Origin of the sequence: Mesorhizobium sp. M0001 (genome assembly GCF_040324255.1) — a bacterium.
GTDB lineage: Bacteria > Pseudomonadota > Alphaproteobacteria > Rhizobiales > Rhizobiaceae > Mesorhizobium.
Genome location: NZ_JAMYVS010000002.1, coordinates 447,096 through 469,208, shown reverse-complemented (window position 1 = coordinate 469,208; position 22,113 = coordinate 447,096). Strand labels below are relative to the sequence as shown.

General features: G+C 61.9%; 23 protein-coding genes. 14 read left to right on the top strand and 9 right to left on the bottom strand.

Annotated elements, in window-relative coordinates:
• Positions 1-369: 369 nt before the first annotated feature.
• Together NKK50_RS07240 and NKK50_RS07235 are read right to left on the bottom strand one after the other, a co-directional pair.
• Positions 370-663, bottom strand: coding sequence for a hypothetical protein (locus NKK50_RS07240; RefSeq protein WP_023704064.1), 294 nt, complete (start codon positions 661-663; stop codon positions 370-372).
• Positions 664-855: 192 nt separating this feature from the next.
• Positions 856-2,649 (bottom strand): PAS domain S-box protein, encoded by a 1,794-nt coding sequence (locus NKK50_RS07235; RefSeq protein ID WP_031203896.1) that lies wholly within the window; start codon positions 2,647-2,649, stop codon positions 856-858.
• Between the two features lie 155 nt (positions 2,650-2,804).
• Between NKK50_RS07235 and NKK50_RS07230 the strand changes: the two genes are divergently transcribed.
• Entirely contained in the window at positions 2,805-3,173 is a 369-nt protein-coding gene (locus tag NKK50_RS07230) for a response regulator (RefSeq protein WP_023747091.1), read from the top strand.
• 431 nt (positions 3,174-3,604) lie between these two features.
• On the opposite strand, the gene NKK50_RS07225 is transcribed toward NKK50_RS07230, so the two are convergent.
• Both NKK50_RS07225 and NKK50_RS07220 read right to left on the bottom strand, forming a co-directional pair.
• Entirely contained in the window at positions 3,605-3,763 is a 159-nt protein-coding gene (locus NKK50_RS07225) for a hypothetical protein (protein WP_023744144.1), read from the bottom strand.
• Positions 3,764-3,892: 129 nt separating this feature from the next.
• Positions 3,893-5,893 carry an AI-2E family transporter gene (locus NKK50_RS07220; RefSeq protein ID WP_023833638.1) on the bottom strand — a complete coding sequence of 667 codons (2,001 nt, stop codon included), beginning with the start codon at positions 5,891-5,893 and terminating at the stop codon, positions 3,893-3,895.
• Positions 5,894-6,078: 185 nt separating this feature from the next.
• On the opposite strand from NKK50_RS07220, the gene NKK50_RS07215 reads away from it, so the two are divergent.
• The gene (locus NKK50_RS07215) at positions 6,079-6,312 is read left to right on the top strand and encodes a hypothetical protein (protein ID WP_023671105.1); all 234 of its coding nucleotides are present in this window, start codon (positions 6,079-6,081) and stop codon (positions 6,310-6,312) included.
• Positions 6,313-6,550: 238 nt separating this feature from the next.
• A complete protein-coding gene (locus NKK50_RS07210; protein WP_031197615.1) occupies positions 6,551-7,591 on the top strand; it encodes an aminopeptidase in 1,041 nt (346 codons plus the stop codon).
• Between the two features lie 29 nt (positions 7,592-7,620).
• Here NKK50_RS07210 and NKK50_RS07205 read toward each other — a convergent pair whose 3' ends face one another.
• Positions 7,621-8,826, bottom strand: a complete 1,206-nt coding sequence (locus NKK50_RS07205) for an ROK family transcriptional regulator (protein WP_023671103.1) — start codon at positions 8,824-8,826, stop codon at positions 7,621-7,623.
• Positions 8,827-8,971: 145 nt separating this feature from the next.
• Here NKK50_RS07205 and NKK50_RS07200 point away from each other — a divergent pair, with 145 nt between their 5' ends.
• From NKK50_RS07200 to NKK50_RS07170, 7 genes are all read left to right on the top strand, one after another.
• Entirely contained in the window at positions 8,972-10,237 is a 1,266-nt protein-coding gene (locus NKK50_RS07200; RefSeq protein ID WP_352543233.1) for an ABC transporter substrate-binding protein, read from the top strand.
• Positions 10,238-10,330: 93 nt separating this feature from the next.
• Positions 10,331-11,266 carry a carbohydrate ABC transporter permease gene (locus NKK50_RS07195; protein WP_023700958.1) on the top strand — a complete coding sequence of 312 codons (936 nt, stop codon included), beginning with the start codon at positions 10,331-10,333 and terminating at the stop codon, positions 11,264-11,266.
• Positions 11,259-12,164, top strand: coding sequence for a carbohydrate ABC transporter permease (locus NKK50_RS07190; RefSeq protein WP_023671100.1), 906 nt, complete (start codon positions 11,259-11,261; stop codon positions 12,162-12,164). Before NKK50_RS07195 ends, NKK50_RS07190 begins: the two co-directional genes overlap by 8 nt.
• A gap of 25 nt (positions 12,165-12,189) precedes the next feature.
• Positions 12,190-13,296 (top strand): ABC transporter ATP-binding protein, encoded by a 1,107-nt coding sequence (locus NKK50_RS07185; protein WP_352543232.1) that lies wholly within the window; start codon positions 12,190-12,192, stop codon positions 13,294-13,296.
• Between the two features lie 29 nt (positions 13,297-13,325).
• On the top strand, positions 13,326-14,093 hold the full coding sequence (locus NKK50_RS07180) for an SDR family NAD(P)-dependent oxidoreductase (protein WP_023700956.1): 768 nt from the start codon (positions 13,326-13,328) through the stop codon (positions 14,091-14,093).
• A gap of 26 nt (positions 14,094-14,119) precedes the next feature.
• Positions 14,120-15,112, top strand: a complete 993-nt coding sequence (locus NKK50_RS07175; protein ID WP_023704071.1) for a sugar phosphate isomerase/epimerase family protein — start codon at positions 14,120-14,122, stop codon at positions 15,110-15,112.
• Positions 15,112-15,924, top strand: a complete 813-nt coding sequence (locus NKK50_RS07170) for an SDR family NAD(P)-dependent oxidoreductase (RefSeq protein ID WP_023704072.1) — start codon at positions 15,112-15,114, stop codon at positions 15,922-15,924. Before NKK50_RS07175 ends, NKK50_RS07170 begins: the two co-directional genes overlap by 1 nt.
• Positions 15,925-16,333: 409 nt before the next feature.
• Here the strand turns inward: NKK50_RS07170 and NKK50_RS07165 are convergent, their stop codons facing one another.
• From NKK50_RS07165 to NKK50_RS07150, 4 genes are all read right to left on the bottom strand, one after another.
• Complete coding sequence (locus NKK50_RS07165; RefSeq protein WP_023671095.1) at positions 16,334-16,768, bottom strand: hypothetical protein; 435 nt, start codon at positions 16,766-16,768, stop codon at positions 16,334-16,336.
• 692 nt (positions 16,769-17,460) lie between these two features.
• On the bottom strand, positions 17,461-18,009 hold the full coding sequence (locus NKK50_RS07160) for a dihydrofolate reductase family protein (protein WP_023698777.1): 549 nt from the start codon (positions 18,007-18,009) through the stop codon (positions 17,461-17,463).
• Between the two features lie 516 nt (positions 18,010-18,525).
• Entirely contained in the window at positions 18,526-18,735 is a 210-nt protein-coding gene (locus tag NKK50_RS07155; RefSeq protein WP_023671091.1) for a hypothetical protein, read from the bottom strand.
• A 195-nt stretch (positions 18,736-18,930) separates the two neighbouring features.
• Positions 18,931-19,305, bottom strand: coding sequence for a hypothetical protein (locus tag NKK50_RS07150; protein ID WP_023750126.1), 375 nt, complete (start codon positions 19,303-19,305; stop codon positions 18,931-18,933).
• 129 nt (positions 19,306-19,434) lie between these two features.
• On the opposite strand from NKK50_RS07150, the gene NKK50_RS07145 reads away from it, so the two are divergent.
• From NKK50_RS07145 to NKK50_RS07130, 4 genes are all read left to right on the top strand, one after another.
• Entirely contained in the window at positions 19,435-19,623 is a 189-nt protein-coding gene (locus tag NKK50_RS07145; RefSeq protein WP_023671089.1) for a hypothetical protein, read from the top strand.
• 259 nt (positions 19,624-19,882) lie between these two features.
• Positions 19,883-20,635, top strand: a complete 753-nt coding sequence (locus tag NKK50_RS07140; RefSeq protein WP_023671088.1) for a DUF4142 domain-containing protein — start codon at positions 19,883-19,885, stop codon at positions 20,633-20,635.
• Positions 20,636-20,666: 31 nt separating this feature from the next.
• Positions 20,667-21,272: a general stress protein gene (locus NKK50_RS07135; protein WP_023750125.1), complete on the top strand. Its 606-nt coding sequence runs from the start codon at positions 20,667-20,669 to the stop codon at positions 21,270-21,272.
• Positions 21,273-21,455: 183 nt separating this feature from the next.
• Positions 21,456-22,076: a hypothetical protein gene (locus NKK50_RS07130; protein ID WP_050596050.1), complete on the top strand. Its 621-nt coding sequence runs from the start codon at positions 21,456-21,458 to the stop codon at positions 22,074-22,076.
• The last annotated feature ends 37 nt before the right edge of the window (positions 22,077-22,113 follow it).

Genomic DNA, 22,113 nt, shown 5'->3' with positions numbered 1-22,113 from the left:
CGCGCGAGATGCAAAACCCAAAACCCATCACGCGCAATCCGCTCCGCCATGCCTAAGCTCCCTGATTCCTGAGTGCGCGAAGGCAGCATGAAAGCTATTCGCCCGCAAGAAGTTTATAGTCGTGAGAGCTACCAAGAAGCTAACGGTGATCAGTAAAATGAAGTCTGCGACTTTTGAGCGACAGAAAATAGTCAATATTAGATATAGCTTATTAAACAGAGACCTTACGGAATCGCGAGAACAATCTCGCTGCATGAATTTATGCGGAAACGTTCGGACCTCCTGGGCCCAGCCGATCCCATCGGGCGGAGGTGAGTTTCGCCTCTACGGGGGCGATGAGGCGCTAGGCTGCCCCTTGGGCGACCCTCACTATCCTGCAAGAAGTGATTCTGTAATCGACTCCCACTCTGCGTCTAGCTTGCCAGTTGCCACAGGCTGCCCGGCGCGGCGGTACCAGTAGGCTGCATTAGAAAGGTCGCCTTCTTTGCGGTGCAGATAGGCATGAACCCATACAGAGGCCGGATCAGATTCGTTGGCCTGCACACACTCATGCGCCCGCTCCCAATCGCCCTGTCTATCCCACCATAGAGCGTGGAGCGCCATCCCAAGATTCGCCGGGGGCTCTACACCCTGAAGGGTCGCACGGAACTCGTCGATGTCCATAGTTACCTCGCCTCTGGCTACGCCGGTCCTGTCCCGTTCCGTGCAACGAAATGCGCCCTCTGCCGGTGATTTGCTCTGTCGACTTTAGCAATGGCTCTGGCGATCTTTAGCGGAAACGGGGTTTTCGCTCGGCAAAGGCCGCATCAAGGGCTTCCAATTGACGAATGCTCGTTGCAGGGCTGCTTCCTGCTTCTAAGCTTCATGGACGGCAGAAGCTGCTACGGAAGCCAAAGGCGCTTCCAAGCTCCATGTTATGCCATGCGGACCGTGTTCGAGAATTCCCTGCCCACTAACCGCTGCGGGCGCGACCCGCTTCAGCACCACGGTTCCAAAGCCACCTTGTCCGACAGTCTGAACCTGCGGCCCATCGGTTTCGACCCAGGTGAGGTGAAAGAGCCTCGAAGCACCGGAACCGGTGATGCCCCATGTGACCGAGATCCGGCCCTTGTCCCCTGAGAGAACCCCGTATTTGGCCGAGTTGGTCGCCAGTTCGTGGAAGGCAATCCCGAGATACTGAACTGCGTTGGGACTGAGCACCAATGATGGGCCCGACATTTCGATCAAATCCCCCCGCGGGAAAGGCTCGACCTGGGCCGCCAAGAGGTCGCTGATCGTGGCACCCTTCCAATCCGCCGATACAAGCAGGTCGTGAGATCGTGACAACGCCATGATGCGCTCGCGCACCTGGGTTTCAAATTGTTTTGGCGTCTCCGATCGCTTGTTGGTCTCCCGGATCATCGACAGGATGACCGAATACTGGTTTTTCACCCGGTGGTTGACCTCGCGCATCAGCATGCGGATGCGATATTCATTCTCCTTCGTCGACGTGATGTCTCGCGCTATCTTCGATGCGCCGGTGATCTGCCCGGTTGCGTTACGCACGGGCGATATCGTCAGTGAAACCGGAACCAGGCTGCCATCCTTGCGCTGGCGGGTCGTTTCGAATGGTTCGACGCGCTCGCCGCGGCGAATGCGTTGGAGAATGCGGGGTTCCTCGTCCTGATGGTCTTCGGGGATCAGCATGGTCACCGACCGGCCAATCGCTTCGTCGGCGGTATAGCCGAAAAGCCGTTCGGCGCCCTGGTTCCAGCTTTTTATGATGGTGTTGAGATCCTTGCTGACGATCGCGTCAAATGAGGATTCCACGATCGCTGAGAGGTGCTGCCTGGTTTCTTCGGCACGTTGGCGGTCCGTCAGGTCCAGCAGCATGTTTACGGCGCCGATCAGAGCGCCGTGCTCGTCCCGCAGCGGTGTCGGGTAGGGCAGGAACGGAAAAAACGATCCGTCGGGACGTTGCGCAACAGCTTGCTGATTGCGGACCGGCCTGTTCTCCTTGAGCGCAATGGCCATCGGGCATTCATCGTGCGGCAATTCCTTGCCGTCGGCAGTGAACAGCTTGAACGTCACGCACCATTTATCCTTGCCGATTTCAGGCTCCCTGCCTGCCAGATCGGCCGCGGCGCGGTTGTAGTAGGTGATCGTCCCATCCTGATCGGTCGTGTAGATGGCGACGGGTAGGCCGTCGAGTATCTGGTGATAGGTACTGTCATGCTGCCTGAGCTCCGAGCGGGTGTGCACCAAGTCGGTTACATCGACCGTGAAGCACCGGGTGTTGATCAGCTTGCCGTCCCGGAAATGTCCGCTTGAGGTGACTTCGACGTGCTTGATCGATCCATCGCTGGCCCTCAATCGCGCCGGATATCTTACGATCTTCTCGCCATTGGCAAGGCGACCCAAAATGTCCTCTATGACGTCCCGGTCGGGATAGAACTCGGCGATGTGGCAACCGAGGTAGTCCTCTGCGGGATAGCCGAGAAGGTCGAGCTCAGCCTGGTTGGCATGCACGATTACGCCGTCTGCGTTCACCAGATGGAGGGCAACGGCGCCGTTTTCGAAGAAATCCTTGTAATCGAAATCCAGACCGTCATTGCTGGACACCCCCCGGTTTTCGAAGGCGACAACATTCGCCTGTGTTGCTTCATGCATCCCAAACACCTTGTCCAGTCCAACCAAATATAATGCGGCTTGGATCAGTTGGTTCCCATTGCTCGCGGTCTCGACCCGCTGCGTACGGGAACCGGACCCTAAAAGGGTCGTAGCCTCGACTCGTCTTCCATCTACAAACGTGCGATCATCCGCGCATGGGCAAACCCTTGGTCCTTGTCGTCGACGACGAAGCCTTGATAGCACTGGATATGGAGTCCACTCTTTCGGAGGCGGGCTTTGCCGTGGCATTGGCGGCGACATGTTCCCAGGCGAAACGTTTTCTTGCGGACCATACCCCCGCCGCAGCGATCCTGGACGTCAGGCTGTCGGACGGCGAGGCTGTTGACGCGGCAAAAACCTTGGCAGGGCGGGCGGTTCCTTTCATCGTCTATTCCGGCTTGGGGCTCGAGGAAACCCCCGAAGCGTTCTCGTCTGGCGTAAGAGTGATGAAACCCGCCGGACCTGCAGAGGTGGTCCGGGCTCTCAAAGCGATGACCGCCGGGCAACATAAGGCGACGGGATAGCCGTGCTCTGAGCACCTTCGGTCTAAAGTAGCTCAGGCGCTGCCGGAGCAGCTGCCGCGCCTCACGGAAACAGCGAATTGCGGCCGGTGCCGATCAGGCGAACAAGATCGCGCGCTTGATCCTCGGTGATGCCGGTCCCCCTGGCAATTGACAGCACCAGTGCTTCTTCCCTTCCACTTTCTTAGGGTCGTGCCTTGCCCGTGCTGGTCATGCCTTCTCCATCGGCTCAACGCCAAGATCTGCGAGAGACTCATTCCTCGACGCACGGTCAACCTCGTTATGCCGCGTTTGAGCGGCGGAGATAGCGGCTCAATTTGCATTACCCGGATCCATCCTGGCACAGCCAAGAGGCCGGTTCGTTCGCAGGATAATGCGCCCCGCGCAGGGACGGCGCCAGCATGGGCCAAATCGACCAGACAGATTGAGCGGTCCTATGCCTCTCCGAAATCGGTTTCGTTTCTTGACGTGGGGTGCCGCTCGTAGTCAACGGGCGGCGGCAGGAGCATGATTTCGGTCTCCTTGCGGCCGAACTCTCGGCCGATCTGGAACGCCGCGTAGATCGCGCCGAGGCGGATAAGGAATCTAAGCATGGGGGTTCTCCTTCGATGTTAGGAACCGCAAGGCCGCGAGATTGTTCCATGGCTTGCGAGTGGGGACGATCTTGCCGTCGCACCAGAGATTCCAGCGCCGGCGCGGCAATCTGAGACATGGCGGTGCTGCTAGGCTGTTGCGGCCGTTGCCTGGGCCGGGATCCGTTTTCGAGGGGCCGGACGCCGTCGATCGCGGCGTTTCGAAACGACTTTGAGGGGAACGGCCGGCGCTGGAGAAAGTGCGCCAAGCACAGCGTTGACCATGCCGTGGGCTACGAAATCGGCGCTGATGTCGGCGGCCAAAGCTTGCCTTTCTTGCCCGACATCGCCCTGCTCCGCGTCTGACCAGAACACAATCCCAATTCTCAAACCTGCCTTGGCGCGCTTCAGTCTGCGGACCAGAAAGCGGGCATGCTTGAGCGAATCCCGGTTCAGGAAACCGACCACGACGGTGTCGATCGCCTCTAGTTCGAGACGACGAATACCTGCCGGCTCCATATCGGCAAAACTGGCCTTCGCCACCGTAGCACCTTGCACCTCCAGCACCTGAGCGAGCATGGCGGCAGCGGCATCGTCGAGTTCACCGCGACCGCCGGCACAAAGCACCGACATGTCCTTGCCGTCGGGCAGTTCGATCTCTTCCTCTTCGATGCCATCTGTTTCCTTGCTCGCGGTCCCTTCGGCGGTGGTTGTCGGCGCATCTTCCTCGCTTGCCTCTTCCTGTGCATCGTCGGCAAGATTTGCCACAAGAATTTGGGCGCTCGCCGCCACCTGCCTTCGCTGTTGATCGCCCATCACGCCTCGCATGCGGTCCTGCTCGCCCAACAGGAGAGCAGGAATGGCGACCGTGTCGTAGAAATCGATCAGGTACTTCTCCTCGAGGATCTCCTCGGCATGGTCAGTTGCCTCGTCGGGATCGCCGGCCAGGAGCCGTTGATAGAGCCGGGCATGAGCTTCAAGGACGGGCTCGTTGCCAAACAGGACGTCGAGAAATTCGAACTGCGGAACATGTCGCCCGAGGACGACGAGGCAAACTGTCAGCGGCGTCGAAAGGACCAGGCCGAGCGGCCCCCACAACCATGTCCAGAAAATTGCCGCAACGATGATTGCCAAAGGAGAAAGTCCCGTGCGCGAGCCATAGAGCCACGGTTCGATGACGTTGCCGGTTACCAATTCCATGACGACAAACAGTGCGGCGGTCCACAGCACCAGCGACCAGCCGGGCGCAACCGCCAAGGCCAGAAACAAGGGCAGCAGCATGCCGATAACAGGGCCGATATAGGGAACGAAGCGCAGCGCCAGTGCCAGCAACCCCCACAGCAGCGCGTTGGGAATGCCGAGCACCCAAAGGCCAATTGCGATTGGTATGGCGTAGACGATGTTCACCACCAATTGCATGATCAGATAGCGGCCAACCCGTTTGCCGGCATCCTGCAATGCCTGCGTTGTGCGATGGAGGTCGCCATAGCCGACGAGGCGGATAAACCGGTCGCGCAGATCCTCGCGCTCAAGCAACATGAAGATGACGACGATGATGATCAGGCCAGCTGATGCCAGCGGGCTGATCAACGGTCCGATGATGTTCTGCAATACCTCCAGAGGTCTCTCGCGGGCGACGATCTCGACGGGAACAGGCTCGCGCCGGGGCTTGTCGGCCGCAGGCGGCGCCACATCCTGCTTGTCGATCTCCTGACCGACGCGCTCGATCACCCCACTCAGCCTGGCAATTATGCCGCCACCAACGCCCGTCTCCTTGAGGGAACGCACCTTGGTCAGAATGTTTGTCTGGTAGACGGAAATGTTCTGAGCAAGCTCGCTTACCTGGGTCGCAACAATGAAGCTGAACAGGCCCAGGGCCGCGAATGCGCCAATCACGCTCAGAAGCACTGCGGGCAGCCGAGGCAAGCCGACACGCTTCAGTGCGGAGACCATCGGCACCAGCGCAAAGGTCAAAAGCAGCGCGATGGCAATGGGAAGGAACACCTCACGACCGAAATACAGCGCAGCTACTGTCGTGACGATGGTTGCCACGGTAGGCAGAGCTGTGCGCGGATGGGCATTGCCTGCCGCAAGAATCCGTCCTAGCCCTCGCTCGGACGATGAGATCTCGTTTCGACGATTGGCAGCCACCTGATTCCCCCCGTTTCGTAACGATAGTTAGACCCATTCGCCTGCCGGGCAATGTTTAGCAGGGCCGAATACATACGTTTTGCGGTTTTGCGCCCTGGGCGCTGTGCTCTGACGGTTCAGTCGATATCGTCGGAGCCGCAAATCTGTGGTAAAGCCGCCGCCCAACTAACCAAAGGACGACATCTGTGAGCGAACCGACTGTGGCCGAAGCGACCGAAAGTATCTATGCCTCGCTGCGGGCGGACAATGCCGACATCGACGCCCATATCGCGACGCTCAAGGCAGCGCTGACACGAGAGGGCGCAAAACAGGCGGTGTTCGATCCGGCAAAATTGGCGCAGAACAACCGCTCGGGCCGTAAGTTGATGCAGGCTTATTTTCGCCAGCGCGGCGTGAGCGTGAGGTTTTCGGACCAGTAGCGCGCGGCAGCTTGGGGGAACCGCGCCTCGACGGACGGTCCGTATCTCGCTCGCTCCGCCCTGCGGCGGACTTTCGTCAATCGTAGGCGAATGGCCGCATCGCCCTGCCCAGGTCGGTGTCGCCCCCTACCCCTGCAGCTCTTGACGGAAACCGGTGCCTCCTGTTTGAGGGTGACCAGGACGTTTGCTGCATGGGGAGATGGGCAAGGGTGGGCAAACAGTGAAGCGCGTTCTTCGGATGCTTGCCGCGGCGATCATCGCGTCCGGGGCGACCGGCTGCACGAGCATTTCCTACTACGCGCAGTCGTTGCAGGGTCACGCGCAGATCATGGCCGCCCGCAAAAATATTGCAAAACTCATCCGTGATCCTTCGACGCCTGAAGCATTGCGCGCCAAATTGACGTCGGCCAGCGCCATAAGACGGTTTGGGACAGATGAGCTGGCACTGCCCGAAAACAACAGCTACCGCAGCTATGTCGACATCCATCGCGATGCCGTGACCTGGGCCGTTTTTGCCGCGCCGCAATTCTCGCTTGCGCCACGAACATGGTGCTTTCCGGTCTTCGGCTGCGTTCCATACCGGGGTTATTTCTCCCGGAAATCCGCGACTGAGAACGCAGTCGAACTTCAAAGACAGGGGCTGGACGTCTATGTCTCGGGCGTCACCGCCTATTCCACGCTTGGCTGGTCGAGTGACCCGCTACTGAGCACCATGCTGCGTCAGGACGACACCTATCTCGCCAGCCTTGTTTTTCATGAGCTGGCGCATCAGCGCCTCTATGTGGATGGCGATTCCGCATTCAACGAGGCGTTCGCCGTTGCCGTCGAAACCAGCGGCGTCAGGAAATGGCTCCGCGCCGCCGGCGACCGGGCCGGATTGCGCCGCTACGAAGCCGATCGCAAGCGCAGCGCCGATTTTCTTGGACTGGTGGCGAAGACGCGCGACGAGCTAAGGCAGGTCTATGGTAGTCCCCGCACCCCGGAAAAGATGGCGACTGCAAAGAAAGCCGCGATCGAGAGGATGCGGGCGCGCTACCGGCAGATGCGCGACAGGCACTGGGCGGGATACCGGGGATACGACGCCTGGTTCGCTGCCCCGATAAACAACGCCAAGCTCGCGGCAACTTCTGTCTACGGTGAACAGGTTCCGGCCTTTCTTCGCTTGTTCGACCTGTGTTCGGGCAACTATCCAAGGTTTTACGCTTCTGTCCGGCGGATCGCGGATTTGCCCAAATCGTCCCGCGCCGAAGCGCTCAAGGCTGCCGACACGTGCAATTGACTTGAACAAGCACAGGCAGGTCCTGACGATCACCCCAGCGACAGTTCCTTCGTCTGGTGTCTCAAAACGAGGCCGACCGCGCCCAGCAAGGCATCGTTCTCGGTGTGCTTGCCAACGATGATGCGCGTGCGCAGGGCGGGAGCGATATCGCGGGACTTGATCAGCGTATGGCGTTCATAGGACGCGATCAGCGGCGTCAACAGAATGTCCCCTGCCAAAGCCATGTGGCCGCCGATGATGATAAGCGGCGGATTGAGCACCGAGCCGATCAGGCCGAGACCCCGGCCGGCGATCTCGGCGGTATCCTCGATCATCCGCAACGCCCTGACGTCGCCCTGCTCGGCCATGGCGATGACATCGTCCATGGTGACTTGCCGCCCAACGACACGCGAAATCTGTTCCAGCGGCCGGGTAAAACTCGCGTAGAGCTCCAGGCAGCCGCGATTGCCGCAGCGGCAAAGGTCGCCGCCGGGATCGATGCTGATGTGCCCGAATTCGCCGGCGCCGCCGGCGACGCCCGTCACCAGCCGGCCATGCTGGACAATGGCCCCGCCGACACCCAGATCGATCTTGAACAGCACGAAATCGTCCTGGCCGACGGCCGCACCCCACATCAGCTCGGCAATGGCCGCGCAGTTGCTCTCGTTGTCGGCGAAGATCGGCTGTTCCAGAACGGGGCCGAACACATCTCGTATGTTGACGCCGGCCCATGTTGGAACCATGCTGGCGCGCAGCACCACTCCATCGCGGCTGACAGGACCGGAGACGGAGACACCAACCCCCAGGAGCCCCGCCACCGGCAGACCGTTTTCCCTGTAAGATTGGGCAATTGCCGATTTGACCGCCTGGGCCGCCTGTTGCGGCTGGTAGTCCAGCGCCATTGGAATATTTTGTTCGGCAATGACGGAATGCGAGACATCGGCGACGATGAGCCGTATCTGCTGAAGAGCCAGGTGAATGCCGACGCAGGTGCCCGCTGTCGGATTGAGCGTCACCGCCGCGGCTGGCCTGCCGATGCCTCTGATGCCGTCGCGGCTGGTCGGGGCTTCGATCACCATTCCAGACTTTTTCAAGCCGTTAAGCGCGGTTGACACCGTCGAGCGCGCCAGACCGGTGGCGCGTGCGATCTGCAACGCGGAGAGTGCGCCGCGCTCGCTCAGGCAGCGCACGATCATGCTCTCCGGCGACGCGGAGGGTCTGTCGATCAGCCAGGTTCTAAGCGAAGGTTTTGTCATGGCTCAACATAAACATCGTTGACTGATAGCTCCAATATGTCATCTTGGAAAGAACTCGAGATTGACGCATCTCGCTGGCGGCGGCTTCAAACCGCGGCCATAAGCGGTCGAGACGAACCGTGCAACACGATATGGGAGTGAAACGATGAAGTCCGTCATGACCGCGCTTGCGGCCGCTGCTGCGTGCACATTTTTCGCCGGAACAGCCTTCGCCGAGCCCAAGACCAACCTTTTGCACCAATGGGCGACCGGATCGGACGCCCAGGCGATCGCCAAGCTCGGCGAGATGTTCACCGCCAAGGGCGGCAAATGGGAACAGACCTCGATCGCCGGCCACACCGCCAATACGCTGGCCAAGCTGCGCGCCGACGTGATCGCCGGCAATGCCCCGCCTGCCGTGCAGCTCAAGGGCCCTGAGATCGCCGAATGGAACGAGACCGGCATGACCGCCGATCTCGACGAGTTGGCGGCCTCGGAAGGGTGGGAGAAAGTGGTGGCGCCGGAATTGCTTCCGGTGATGAAGCCGACCGGCAAATGGGTCGCCGCGCCCATGAACATCCACCGCATCAACTGGCTCTGGGCCTCGCCCAAGGTCATGCAGGCGGCCGGCGTGGCGGAAATGCCCAAGACCTGGGCCGAGTTCAATGCGGCCTGCGACAAGATCGTCGCCACAGGCAAGATCTGCATCTCGCATTCGACCGCCGACTGGACGGATTCGACGGTGTTCGAGGTCGTGCTCTACGGCCAGGACATCGATCTCTACCGTAAGGCCTTTGTGGAAGGCGATGTCGAGTCCATGCGCAGCCCGGGAATGGTCAAGGCCTTCACGCAGATGCGCCTGATGACGAGCAAATATATGGATCCGGGCATGGTCGGCCGCGACTGGGATTCGATGTCGGCGCTGGTCGGCAAGGGCGACGCGGCGTTCCACATCATGGGCGACTGGACGATCGGCCTTTTGACCGCCGCCGGCTTCAAGGAAGGCACCGACTATGTCTGCGCCCAGGCGCCGACCGATTGGGGCAAACCCGGATTCATCCTCAACTCGGACTCGGTCGTGTTCTTCAAGCAGAAGGACCAGGATTACATCGACGGCCAGAAGCTGCTGGCCAGCCTGATCCTGTCGCCCGACTTCCAGACGGTCTTCAACCAGGCCAAGGGCTCGATCCCTGCACGCCTGGATATCGATCTGTCGAAGGGCTTCAATCCGTGCCAGCAGGTCTCGCAGAAGGATCTGCAGGCTTCGATCAAGGACGGCACACTGGTCCGCTCGATGGCCCACAACATGACCATCCCGCAGAAGATGCGCGGCGCGATCATGGACTCCATTACCGAGTTCGTGGCGACGCCGGACATGTCGCCGGAGGATGGCGCCAACGCGATGGCCGACGCGGCGGAAGCACAGAAATAGATGGCAATGGCCGGGCGCCATCCGCACCCGGCCATCCGCCATCCCGGTCCCGCGCTCCGCCAGTCCTGTGCTCTGCCAATCTCCGTGCTCTGAATGTCAAATCACGACCTGATCCTGTCGGTACCGGCGCCCGCCCGCCCCTGGCGCGAGCGGCTGGGCTCCGCGATGCCCTTGCTGGTGCTCGGCCCCTCTCTCGTGGCGAGCTTCGTCTACGTCTTCGTGTTCACCGGCTGGACGCTCTATATCTCGCTGTCCAACTCCTCGCTGCTGCCGACCTACGGCTTCGTCGGCCTGGACAACTACGCGTCGCTGTGGGCGAACCGGCGCTGGAACATCGCCTACAACAACCTGTTTTTCTTCAGCGCTTTCTACATCGTCGGCTCGATGGCGGTGGGACTGCTGCTGGCGATCCTGATCGACCAGCGCGTGCGCGGCGAAGCGGCCTGGCGCACGATCTTCCTCTATCCGCTGGCCGTCTCCTTCATCGTCACCGGCACGGTCTGGAGCTGGCTCTACAATCCGACCGACGGCATCCAGGCCATGGTGCGCGGTTTCGGCTGGGCGAGCTTCAGTTTCGCACTCGCCAGCGACCGGCACTATGCGATCTACGCGGTGATCATCACCGGTGTCTGGCAGGCCTCGGGCTTTGCCATGGCGCTGTTCCTGGCCGGCCTGCGCTCGGTGGATCAGGACCTCGTCAAGGCCGCGCAGATCGACGGCGCATCGACGTTCCGCATCTATCGCAAGGTGCTTCTGCCAACCATTGCGCCGATCTTCCTGGCGGTCGCCGTCATCCAGATCCAGTTCGCCATCAAGACCTTCGACCTCGTGGCGGCCCTGACCAAAGGCGGCCCGGGGATCTCGACCACCTTCCCCGCCATCTACGTCTATGACCTGATGTTTCAACGCGGCCAGATCGGCGAAGGTGCGGCCGCCGCCATCATGATGCTTGCCGCTGTTGCCGTGGTGCTGGTGCCCTATTCATTCTGGGTGGTCTGGCGCCGGCGCAAGGAAGCCGGCCATGGCTGACGTCTCCCTGGACCAGTCGCTCGACCGTCGCGCTGCCGCAGTCGCGTCGCGCCGGCATTTTCTCACCCGCTTCGCCATCTATGGGCTGCTGGTCGTCTTCGCGGCGATCTACCTGGTCCCGTTGCTGGTGGTGGTGCTGAATTCATTCCGCGACCAGCAGGAGATCGCGCGCAACGGGTTGATCTCGCTGCCGCGCAGCTTCCGCCTCGATGCCTGGGGCCAGGCCTGGAGCACCTATTGCATCGGCGGCACCTGCGAGGGCATGCAGCGCAACTTCTACAACTCCCTGAAGATGACGATCCCGGCCACGATCATCTCGACGGCGGTCGGCGCGATGAACGGTTACATCCTGTCGAAATGGCGCTTCAGAGGTTCGGAAGCTTTGTTCACCTGCATGCTGCTCGGCGTCTTCATTCCGGGCCAGATTTCGTTGATGCCGTGGGCGTTCATCCTCGGCAATCTCGGCCTCAGCAATTCGGTCTACGGGCTCGTCCTCATCCACGTTATCCAGGGCATTTCGTTCACCACTTTGTTTTGCCGCAACTACTACGTCAGCATCCCCGACGACCTGATCAAGGCGGCGCGCATCGACGGCGCCGGCTTCTGGCGCATCTTCCGCAAGATCATTCTGCCGCTCTCCTCGCCGATCCTGATCGTCACGGTGATCTGGCAGTTCACCGGCATCTGGAACGAATATCTGTTCGGCGTCGTCTTCACCTCCGGGCAGCAACAGCCGATCACGGCAGCGCTCGTCGCGCTGACGGCAAGCGGCACCAATGTGCGCGCCTACGATGTCATGAGCGCCGCCGTGCTGATCGGCGCGCTGCCGCCGCTGCTGATCTATCTCTTCGGCGGCAAGTATTTCGTCCGCGGCCTGACCCAGGGTGCGATCAAGTGAGGCGCGGTCAAGTGAAGGGCATTGCATGTCGACATTGACCATCCGATCGCTGCGCAAGAACTACGGTGCGGTCGAGGTGCTGAAGGGCGTCGATCTCGAGGCGCAGGACGGCGAGTTCATCGCGCTGGTCGGACCGTCCGGCTGCGGCAAGTCCACTCTGCTGGCGATGATCGCCGGGCTCGAATCTGTTACCTCCGGCGAGATCCGCATCGACGGAAGGCTGGTCAATTCGGTGCCGCCGAAGGACCGCGACATCGCCATGGTGTTCCAGTCCTACGCGCTCTACCCGACGATGACGGTGCGCGAGAACATCACCTTCGGCATGGAAAGCCGCCGCGTCCCGAAGCCGCAGCAGGACGAGGCCGTCAGTCGAGTTGCTGCCTTCCTGCAGATCGAACCGCTGCTTGGGCGCAAGCCCGGACAGCTCTCGGGCGGCCAGCGCCAGCGCGTCGCCATGGGCCGGGCGCTGGTTCGCGATCCCAAACTGTTCCTGTTCGACGAGCCGCTTTCCAATCTCGATGCCAAGCTGCGGGTCGACATGCGCACCGAAATCAAGAAGCTGCATCACCGCGTCGGCAAGACCACGGTTTACGTCACCCACGACCAGGTCGAGGCGATGACGCTGGCGTCGCGCATCGCCGTGATGCACCAGGGCGAGGTCCAGCAATTCGACGATCCCGCCACGATCTACAACCGTCCGGCCAACATGTTCGTCGCCGGCTTCATGGGGTCGCCGGCGATGAATTTTTTGGCCGCGGAACTGAGCCAGGAAGGCGGCCGCCCGACTGTCGTCCTGCAGACCGCCGACGGCAAGACGGCCAGCCTGCCGATCGTCCAGGCGCTCCCATCCGACACGCCGCGACAGCTTGTGCTCGGCATCCGTCCCGAGCATATCTACCGCTTCGATCCCGACCTTGCGCGCCGCAAGCCGGGCATCGCGCAGATCGATGCCGTGGTCGAACTGGTCGAGCCGACAGGCGCGGAGACCATGGCCGTCCTGCGCCTGGGCGGCAAGGAAATCACCGGCCGTTTCGACCCCGACGGCACGCCGCTTATGGGCGAGACGGTGACGCTCGGCATCGACATGTCGCGTGCGTGCCTGTTCGACCCGACGACCCAACGCCTGATCTGACCGAAGCTTGATCTGAAAAGAGTTCCGCCTTGTCCTTCGCCACCTATCCGAGCCTGTCCGAGCGTGTCGTGCTGATCACCGGCGGTGCGTCGGGCATCGGCGCCGACACGGTCCGCGCCTTCTGCGCCAATGGCGCGCGCGTCGCGTTTCTCGATCTGCAGCAGGAGGCCGGCGAGCAGCTTGCCCGCGACCTCGCCGCCGCGGCAGCGCACGCGCCCCTGTTCCTGCGCTGCGACGTGACCGATATCCCCGCCCTCCAGGCCGCGATCGGCACGGTGCGCGACCGTGTCGGGCCTGTCGCGGTGCTGGTCAACAACGCCGCCGACGACAATCGCCTCTCGGTCGCCGACGTGACGCAGGAATACTGGGACCACGCCCAGGATGTGAACCTCAGGCACCACTTCTTTGCCGCCCAGGCCGTGCATCCGCACATGCAGGAATTGGGCTTTGGTTCGATCGTCAATTTTTCCTCGATCGCCTGGCGTTTCGGCGCATCAGAGATGGCGCCCTATGCGGCGGCCAAGGCTGCGGTGGTCGGGCTGACCTTCGCGCTGGCGCGGGCGTTTGGCCCCGACAACATCCGCGTCAACGCCATCGAGCCGGGCGCCGTCATCACCGACCGGCAGCGGGAGCTTTGGTACAAGACCCAAGGTTCGGTCGATCAGGTCGTGCAGCGCCAGGTGATCCGCAAGGTTCTGCTCGGCGAGGAGATCGCGCGCACGGTGCTGTTCCTCGCCGCCGACGACAGCCGCATGATCACCAAGCAGTCGATCACCGTGGATGCCGGCCTGAGATGACGACACCTGACTCAAAGGATCGCTTCATGCTCGAGGTCGGCCTGAACCCCTACGGCCTGACCTATCATCTCGGCCTCCAGGGCCGCGGCACGCCACGCGCCAATCCGCAGCCAGCGGGGCTCGAAGGTTTCATCGCGCTCGCGACCGAACTCGGCGCGCGCGTGCTGGAGATCTGGGTGCCATGGCTGAGCGAGCTTTCCGACGACGCGGTGATCGCGCTGCGCGAACGGCTCGCCGGCCTTGGCATCACGCCGGTCGTCAGCGGCGGCCTGCTGGTGGGCGAACCGCTCGACGATGCGTTTCGGGCCGCGCGCCTGCTCAAGGCCAAAATCATCCGGACGGCGCTGACGCCCATTCTCTGCGGAGACCGCAACGCCGCCGGCGAAAAATGGAGCGAGTACGTCGGCATCATTCGAGAGCGATTGGTGGAATGGGGTCCCCGCGCGAATGCCGAAGGGTATGTCCTTGCGATCGAAAACCACCAGGACTTCACCAGCCGGGAACTCGTCGAATTCTGCGCGCTAGGTGGTGACAGTGTGGGCGTCACCTTCGACACCGGCAACACGTTCCCGGTCGGCGAAGCGCCGCTCGATTTTACGAAGGTGATCGCCCCCTATGTCCGCCATGTCCACCTCAAGGACTACCGCGTGCAGTTCACGACCGAAGGCTATCGGCTGATCCGTTGTGCCATCGGCGACGGTGCGGTGCCGTTTGCCGAGCTGTTCGCCATTCTTGGCCAGCACCACGATCGCATGACCGCCGTTCTCGAACCGGGCGCCTTGGAGGCCCGGCATGTCCGCTATCTCAGCGACGACTGGTGGCGAGGCTATCCCCCGAAGACGGCGCGCGAGTTTGCCGCCTGCCTGGCGGCAGCCCAGCGCAACCGGCTGCCCGACGATGCCGACACCCGCACGCCCTGGGAGCGCGAAGACGACGTCTCACTGATTTCCTATGAGCTCGACATGATCCGGCGCAGCGCGGCCAACATGCGCAAATTTGGTTTGATGGAGAAGATCTGATGACGGCACGTGAACTCGATGGACTGACCGCCTTCGTAACCGGCTCCGGCCGTGGCCTCGGCCGCGTGATGGCCGAGCGCCTGGCGGAACTCGGCGCCAATGTCGCGATCCACGACATGGACGAAACGGCGCCGGCCAAATACGGCGAGTTCGCCAATCTCGGCGAAGTGGTCGAGCGCCTGAAGCGGCACGGCACGAAGGTCACGTCGGTGACCGGCAACATTGGCGACCAGAAGGCGGTGGCCGAGATGAAGCGCAGGATCGAGGCCGATCTCGGCGACGTCCATGTGCTGGTCAATTGCGCCGGCGGCGACATCGGCGCCAAGGGCGGCAAGCCGAACCCGAACAACGCCCTCGACATCGAACTGGACGACATCCGCGTGCTCACCGAGAACAATCTGATCGGCACGATGCTGGTCTGCCAGGCCTTCTTGCCGCCGATGAAGCAGCGCGGCGGCGGCTCCGTCATCAACATCGCCTCCGCGGCGGCACATCTCGGCTGCTCGCCCGAGGTCGTTTACTCCACCTTGAAGGCCGCGGTCGTGCATTACACGCGCTGTCTCGCCAAGGAACTGATCGACGACGGCGTGCGCATCAACGCGGTCAGCCCAGGCGCCACGAAGACGGCACGCTTCCAGGCGACCCGCACGGTCGATCCGGAGCGCATGGATTCGAGCAAGAAGTCGCTGAACCGCTATGCCGAGCCGGAGGAGATCGCCGAGGCGGTGGCCTTTCTAGCCGGCCCCCGCGCACGATTTATCAATGGGCAGGTGCTCCGCGTCGATGGCGGGTTTACGATCTTTCCGGGGTGATGGCGGGGTGCCTCGGATTTCAATTTCGGGGCCGAAAGCGGAAGGTCCGTTTTCGGGATTCCTCGGTTAAATTGCCCCCTCACGCCTCGAGCTTTTCGCAGCGTCAAAACGGCTGTGGAGGGATTGGCAGGCTATACCGCTGACGAAGCGCACATGTGACGCACCGAGGATAAGTAACCCCGCTTGGTCACGAGGGCGCTGCCGACCGGTTGGTCGAAACTGGCGCTGGTACTCGCTATTCACGAACTTGCCGATCACCCTGACGAGGTCCACTAAGCAATGGTGAACGTCATTTCTGAAGTCGCAAGCAACTCGGCCGCCCTACTCCATTGAGGTCAGCCATGCCTTCGCGGAGCCGACGCAATCTCTGCTGGAGCCTGCATGCTTCTTCAGGCGCAAGCGCTGTGTCTCAGTGCGGCATGAATCCTTTTCTCAGCCAAGCCAATATCTTGCTCCCATTGAGGACCCTGCGGACACGCCCGGCGGCCCAGCCAGCCTGCATGGTGGCGCCGGTGTGGCAACTGCAGACGATCTCATGCAACTGCCAATCGGAGAGTTCGAAGAAGCGTCTGGCTTCCCCGTAGGTATCCGATTGCATGCCCGATGCACGCAGCAGTGGATCGTCAAAGGCGACACTGATCGCCGATCCGACCGCGCGCGCTTCTCCGCGGACAGAGGGATGCAGATGCTCAGTCCCGGTGAGAGCCACAAGGGAGCGCGTCGGATTTCGATAGAGCAGTTCCGCCCACCGCTCTATCCGTTGCGTCCTTGTAGCCAGCAGAGCCGGCGATAGTGGACTGATGTCCGCGACTGACTGGAGTTGATCGAGTGTCTGGTGCTTCATGACTGCCTCCTGTTGGTCGTTCCAATCCCAAGGCCTTTGCTGCAGGATTGGCTCACACGCTAAGCCGCCTCGTAAAGGAGCGGCGGCCGATCAGGTGTTGCCACCAATCGCCCACAGGCACCACGCGGCGGCATCTGCAGCGACCCCAACTGCATTCCTTCGCCAATGTTCCAGCGGGATGAAAAAAACTGTGCCGCCGGCCGACCCGGCGGACCCGGCTGGCGCACGCAGGATCCTGAACTGCTGGACGATGATGACGCAGGCCTGGAAAGGCGGTAGGTTGGACCTTGCTTTTCAGGCTTGACCATGATGTTTCACTACCCGCTCGGTCATCGGGGGAAGGCCAGGAGCAGAGCCGCTGGCAACGGTGAGTTGCGGACGAGGGCGGGCGGTGGAGGACGACGCCCTTGGGCCGCCAGGTCACTGAAGGACCAACCGAAGCGGCGCTTCGGGCGTAAAAGCGATGTCCTTGTAGGTCTGCAATGTCTGCTTATGGAGGAACGGCGGCAGGGCCTCTTTGACCGGCATGGGGCGCATTGCTGACCGGCAGATTTTCGGCCGACAGCAGACCCTCTGCTGCTTGGGTACCCAGCACGCAAGCTGACATGTGAGACCTCGGTGCGAAGGCCGGGACCAGGCCCACTGCGAACGTACGTGTTGGTTCGCATGTTGGCGCTGAAGCGCCTCGTCGTTCAGCCTCGCGGCACATAGATCATATGAACCGTATCGTCATCGATCAATGTGCTCGACACCAGTTGCAGCGGAGGCCTTGCCTCGTGGAAGAAAGGCTTGCCCTTGCCGAGCACGAACGGCCTCACGTGCAGGTGATATTCCTCAATCAGGCCCAGCCCGGTCATAAGACCGGCCAGTTCCGGACCGGAAACGCTCAGGATACCCTCGGTGCGGGCCGCGATCTCGCGAATCTGCGTTTCAATATCGCCGGAGATGAGGGTGGCGTTGGGGCCGACCCGTGAAAGTGTGCGCGAAACGACCCATTTGGGCAGCTTGCGCCAGAGTGTCGCGAACTGGCGAAGCGAAGCATCCCATTCCGCGCGATCATCGTCCCAATAGCGCATGACCTCGTACATCCGGCGGCCATACACAGCGCCGGCATGGTTGCGAATCGTCTCGATCCAGTACTCGAAGTGCTTCTGGCTTGGTGCGCCCATGACCAGATTTCCGGCAAGGTCATCGACATAGCCATCGATGGAAACGTTCATTCCCAAGATAAGTTTGGCCATAAGCAGCGCCTTCACATAGTCGGTTCACGGATTAACCGCTTGTAATTTGCAAGCAGTGAGACGCTATAGCAACTGATTGCAAATCGCAAGCAGCATAGAAAGAAGCGTTCGTGCCGCAAACGAGCCCTGCCTTGTCCCATCAACCCTGCACTTGAACAGCTGGGTGATCCGTCCCGGCTACCGCCATCTACGCCTGCCGTCCCGAATCGAGTTGCACCCCAAGTCGCTCGTTCCGTCTCCACCGCACCACGGCGCGATAGCTGGTATGATCGACCGGCACGTGAAGCACGAAACGGTCGGGGATTGCGGTATCGGCCTTCACCCGCAGCTCCGCACCGTGAGCGTGCTGGTTGCAAACCAGACAATTGATACTGGCGTCGCCAACGCGGATTGTCGCTTCCTTCAGAACAAGATCACGGATATGCGACCGTCGCTCTATCGGTGGGTCAGCCGGCATTGCCTTATCCCTCTGATTTGACGACCTGAAACTCTTCTGAACCCGGAATGGAAAGCGCACTACCGGCCCAGCGGTTGCCTCGAAAGACTGACGAGCTCGGCTTCGTCGACCACGCCGGCCATATAGTTCGCGATAATCCGGGATGCGATGGCGTCGCGTGCTTCGGGCGACTGACCGTCGCGCTTAAGCTGCTCGAATACACGGCCCAACAGCTCGAGTTCGGATGGCTGCAAAACGCCGGCCTCGGTGGCTTTGCGTCGAATGGGCATTTGTGATCCTCCACTGCGGTCAACAACATACGACCGCGGCAGGGAAACTCAACTGTCAGGGCGCCGTCCAGGCGGCGCCGACCACAAATCCCGTTTACCCGAGCGGGGAGTTTTTCACTCAAAGCCACAGTGATCTGGCGTCCATACAAAGCCCGCCAGCAAAGCCGGCGGGCGCAATATTCATAAGATACGCCGCTAGAACCAGCTTCGGTCGCGTTCCTGGCTTTGCCCGAGCAGCATGCCGATCAACAACCCGGCAATGCCACCAAGCACGAAAGCGCTGCTGATGGTGCCGGGATTTTGCTGGACGGCTTCGGACACCGTCTGCGCCTGCGATCTCAGCTGCTGCGTTGCCCGTGCCGCGCGCTCGGTCGCACTGCCGTACCAGCCGCCGGCTTCGCCGACGGCATCTTCTGCGCGGTCGGCAAGCGTCCGGTTGATCTTGCTGATCTCGCGCCTCAGCGATGCGACCTGCTTCTCCAGGGCCTCCTGGGCCTCTCGGGCGGAAATCTTCGGGGTGTCCTTGGGGGTGTCCTTCGCGGTGTCCTTCGGGGTGTCGTTGTCGGCCATGGCTGTTCCTTTCGTTGAGGCAGGGGGAACGGCCAACGGACAAGGATGGTTCCGCTGCCTGCGTCACAGTCATTCGCCCGGCCGGCCGCTAACTTTGGGAACACTCTCCCGATCCAACGGTTGTGGCTGATGGAGGGCACGCATTTGTCGAATCGATCGAGCCATGCTGAAACGCTGCGGACGGTCTCCGACCTGCTCCACCGCGCCCGCCGTGTCATTCGCGACGGCGGCCATGCGGCGGCGATGTTCGAAATAGACACGCTGCTGCAGGTCGCACAAACAGAGGTTGCGCGCCGCCTCGAACGCAACGATCGCTGAACCTCGATAGGTCACCGCGGGCGGTGTTCACTTGCCGGCGGCGAAGGGCCTCGTTTCCCTTTTTGATCGACTTGCAAGGCGCCCATCGAGCGGGTCGCCGTCCTCAGCGTCGGCATGGCAAAGGCGCAAAAAGCCGCTGACGAGGGGCCATCATCGCGGCATCGACCCTCCCGGCTATAACGCTTTGGCGGCGGAACAAAGCTTGGCCGCACTGGTTAGGCTCACAGCACGATGTGTGCCCCAACGAGGATTTCTGTCCATGAAAACACGTGTTCTTCTAGCTTCGCTGGCCACCGCCACAGCCATGGTCTTCGCCCTGCCCGCCTTCGCCGCCGACAGTGCTCAGGACTTTGTCGACAAGGCCGCCATCGGCGGCCTGTTCGAAGTGGATTCCAGCAAGATCGCAGAAGGCAAGGCCCAGGATCAAGGCGTTAAGGATTTCGCCAAGAAGATGATCGACGATCACGGCGCCGCCAACGCCAAGCTTGCGACCATCGCCGGCGAACAGAAGCTGAAAGTGCCGACGGAGCTGGACGCCAAGCACAAGGCCGATCTGGAGGCTCTGCAGAATGCCAACGATGCCGTCGACAAGCCCTATGTCCAGATGCAGCGCGATGCGCATTCGGAGGCGGTCACGCTGTTCGAGAGCTACGCCAAGGACGGCGACAACGCGCAGCTGAAGACCTTCGCCTCCGAGACCTTGCCGACGCTCAAAATGCATCAGGAAATGGTCGAGAAGATCGCTTCCGCCGACAATGCATCGTCGACCACCAGCTCCACCACCCCGGCCGTGAGCACGACCGACACCACCAATCCGGCCGCCCCGGTCCCGGGTGCCAACAGCTTCACCGAGGATCAGGCGAAGAGCCGCATTCAGGATGCCGGCTTCTCCGGCGTGTCCAAGCTGACCAAAGACGACCAGGGCATCTGGCGCGGTCAGGCCACCAAGGATGGCAAGACCACGACCGTGGCGCTCGATTATCAGGGCAACGTCGTTGCCGGCGCCAACTGAACCTCTGAACCAGATCGAGGAGATCAAGACCATGAAAACCGTAACCGGACTTTTCGACAACTACGATGATGCCTCCGATGCCGTCGGCGAACTGGAGGCAATCGGCGTGCCGCAGGCCGACATCAGCATCGTCGCCAACAATTCGGACGACTGGTACGACGATGGCGACACCTCCAACGCCGCCGAGGATGCAGCCGGCGGCGCCGGTCTCGGAGCCGTCATTGGCGGCGCCGGCGGGCTTCTGACAGGGCTTGGCATCATGGCCATTCCGGGCGTCGGTCCGGTCGTGGCCGCAGGATGGCTGGCCGCCACCGCGGTCGGCGCCGTTGGCGGCGCGGTCGTCGGTGGCGCTGCCGGCGGCATCGTCGGGGCGCTGACCGAGTCCGGCGTCCCCGAAAGGGATGCGCATGTCTATGCGGAGGGCGTTCGCCGCGGTGGCACGATGGTGACCGCCAGGGTCAGTGACGAACTCGCCGACGAGGCCGAGCGTATTCTTGGCGAGTCCAACTCGGTCGATCTGCAAGACCGCCGACGCGCCTATGAAGCCGGTGGCTGGACCGGCTTCGATGCCGATGCCGACCCCTACACCGACATCGAGGCCGAGCGCGACAAAACGCGCAAGGCCAGCCCACTCTGATCATCGAGCCCCGCCGCCGTACGGCGGCGGGGCCGAGGGTGCTGTCGGCGCGCTGCAAGCGACGTTCAGATTCGGCCGTAAGGGGGCGGGTTCTCATCGGACCTGCCCCTTTTCGCTGTTGCCTTGGCTTTACCGGCTCTTGCCGTGTTAGCATCGAACCAACGAAACCAGCCCCAGGAAGGCATGAGCCCGTCCCCGCAACTGATTGCCGAATGGCCGTTGTCGCCGTCAGCGACACTCGGGTCCGCCGTGCGCTCCAAGGGGATCGAACGTGAAGTCAGAGCCCGCCTGCCATGGGCAGTCAGGAAGCACGTCAAGGCCGAGACGGGGCGCATCGCATTGCGAATGTCGAGATCCGAAGCGGAAGCGTTCAAGGCCGCCTCTGCCAGTATCTCCAAAACACTGGAGGGAGTGGAGGCGCTGCCTGTGCTTCCACGCGAGGTCGAGGATATCCTTACGATCTCTTCGCGCGAGCGCCACAAATGGCTCAAGGACGGTCGGCTGCAAAGCGCCGGCACACGCACGGTCAAGATGCGTGGGCGATCAAAGTCTGTGACCTTCCACGTTTTCGACCCACGCCACATCGAGGACGTCCTGGACCGCGATCTGGCAACCGTGTGGAGAGAGCAGGATGTCCAGGAAGTCGCCGAGAACAGGCGGCGCGGCGCGGGCAAGGCCGCGTTGACGCGCGCGGGAAAGGGCACCGACCAGGCTCGCACTGCGAGGAAGGCCCGGGACACGGACGGCCCGGCGCCCGGATTGAAGGGCTGGGATGCGTTCGAGGACGAAGGCCTGCTGCGATAATGATGCTGGCGCTTGCCCTTGTATTTTGGGCGTGTGC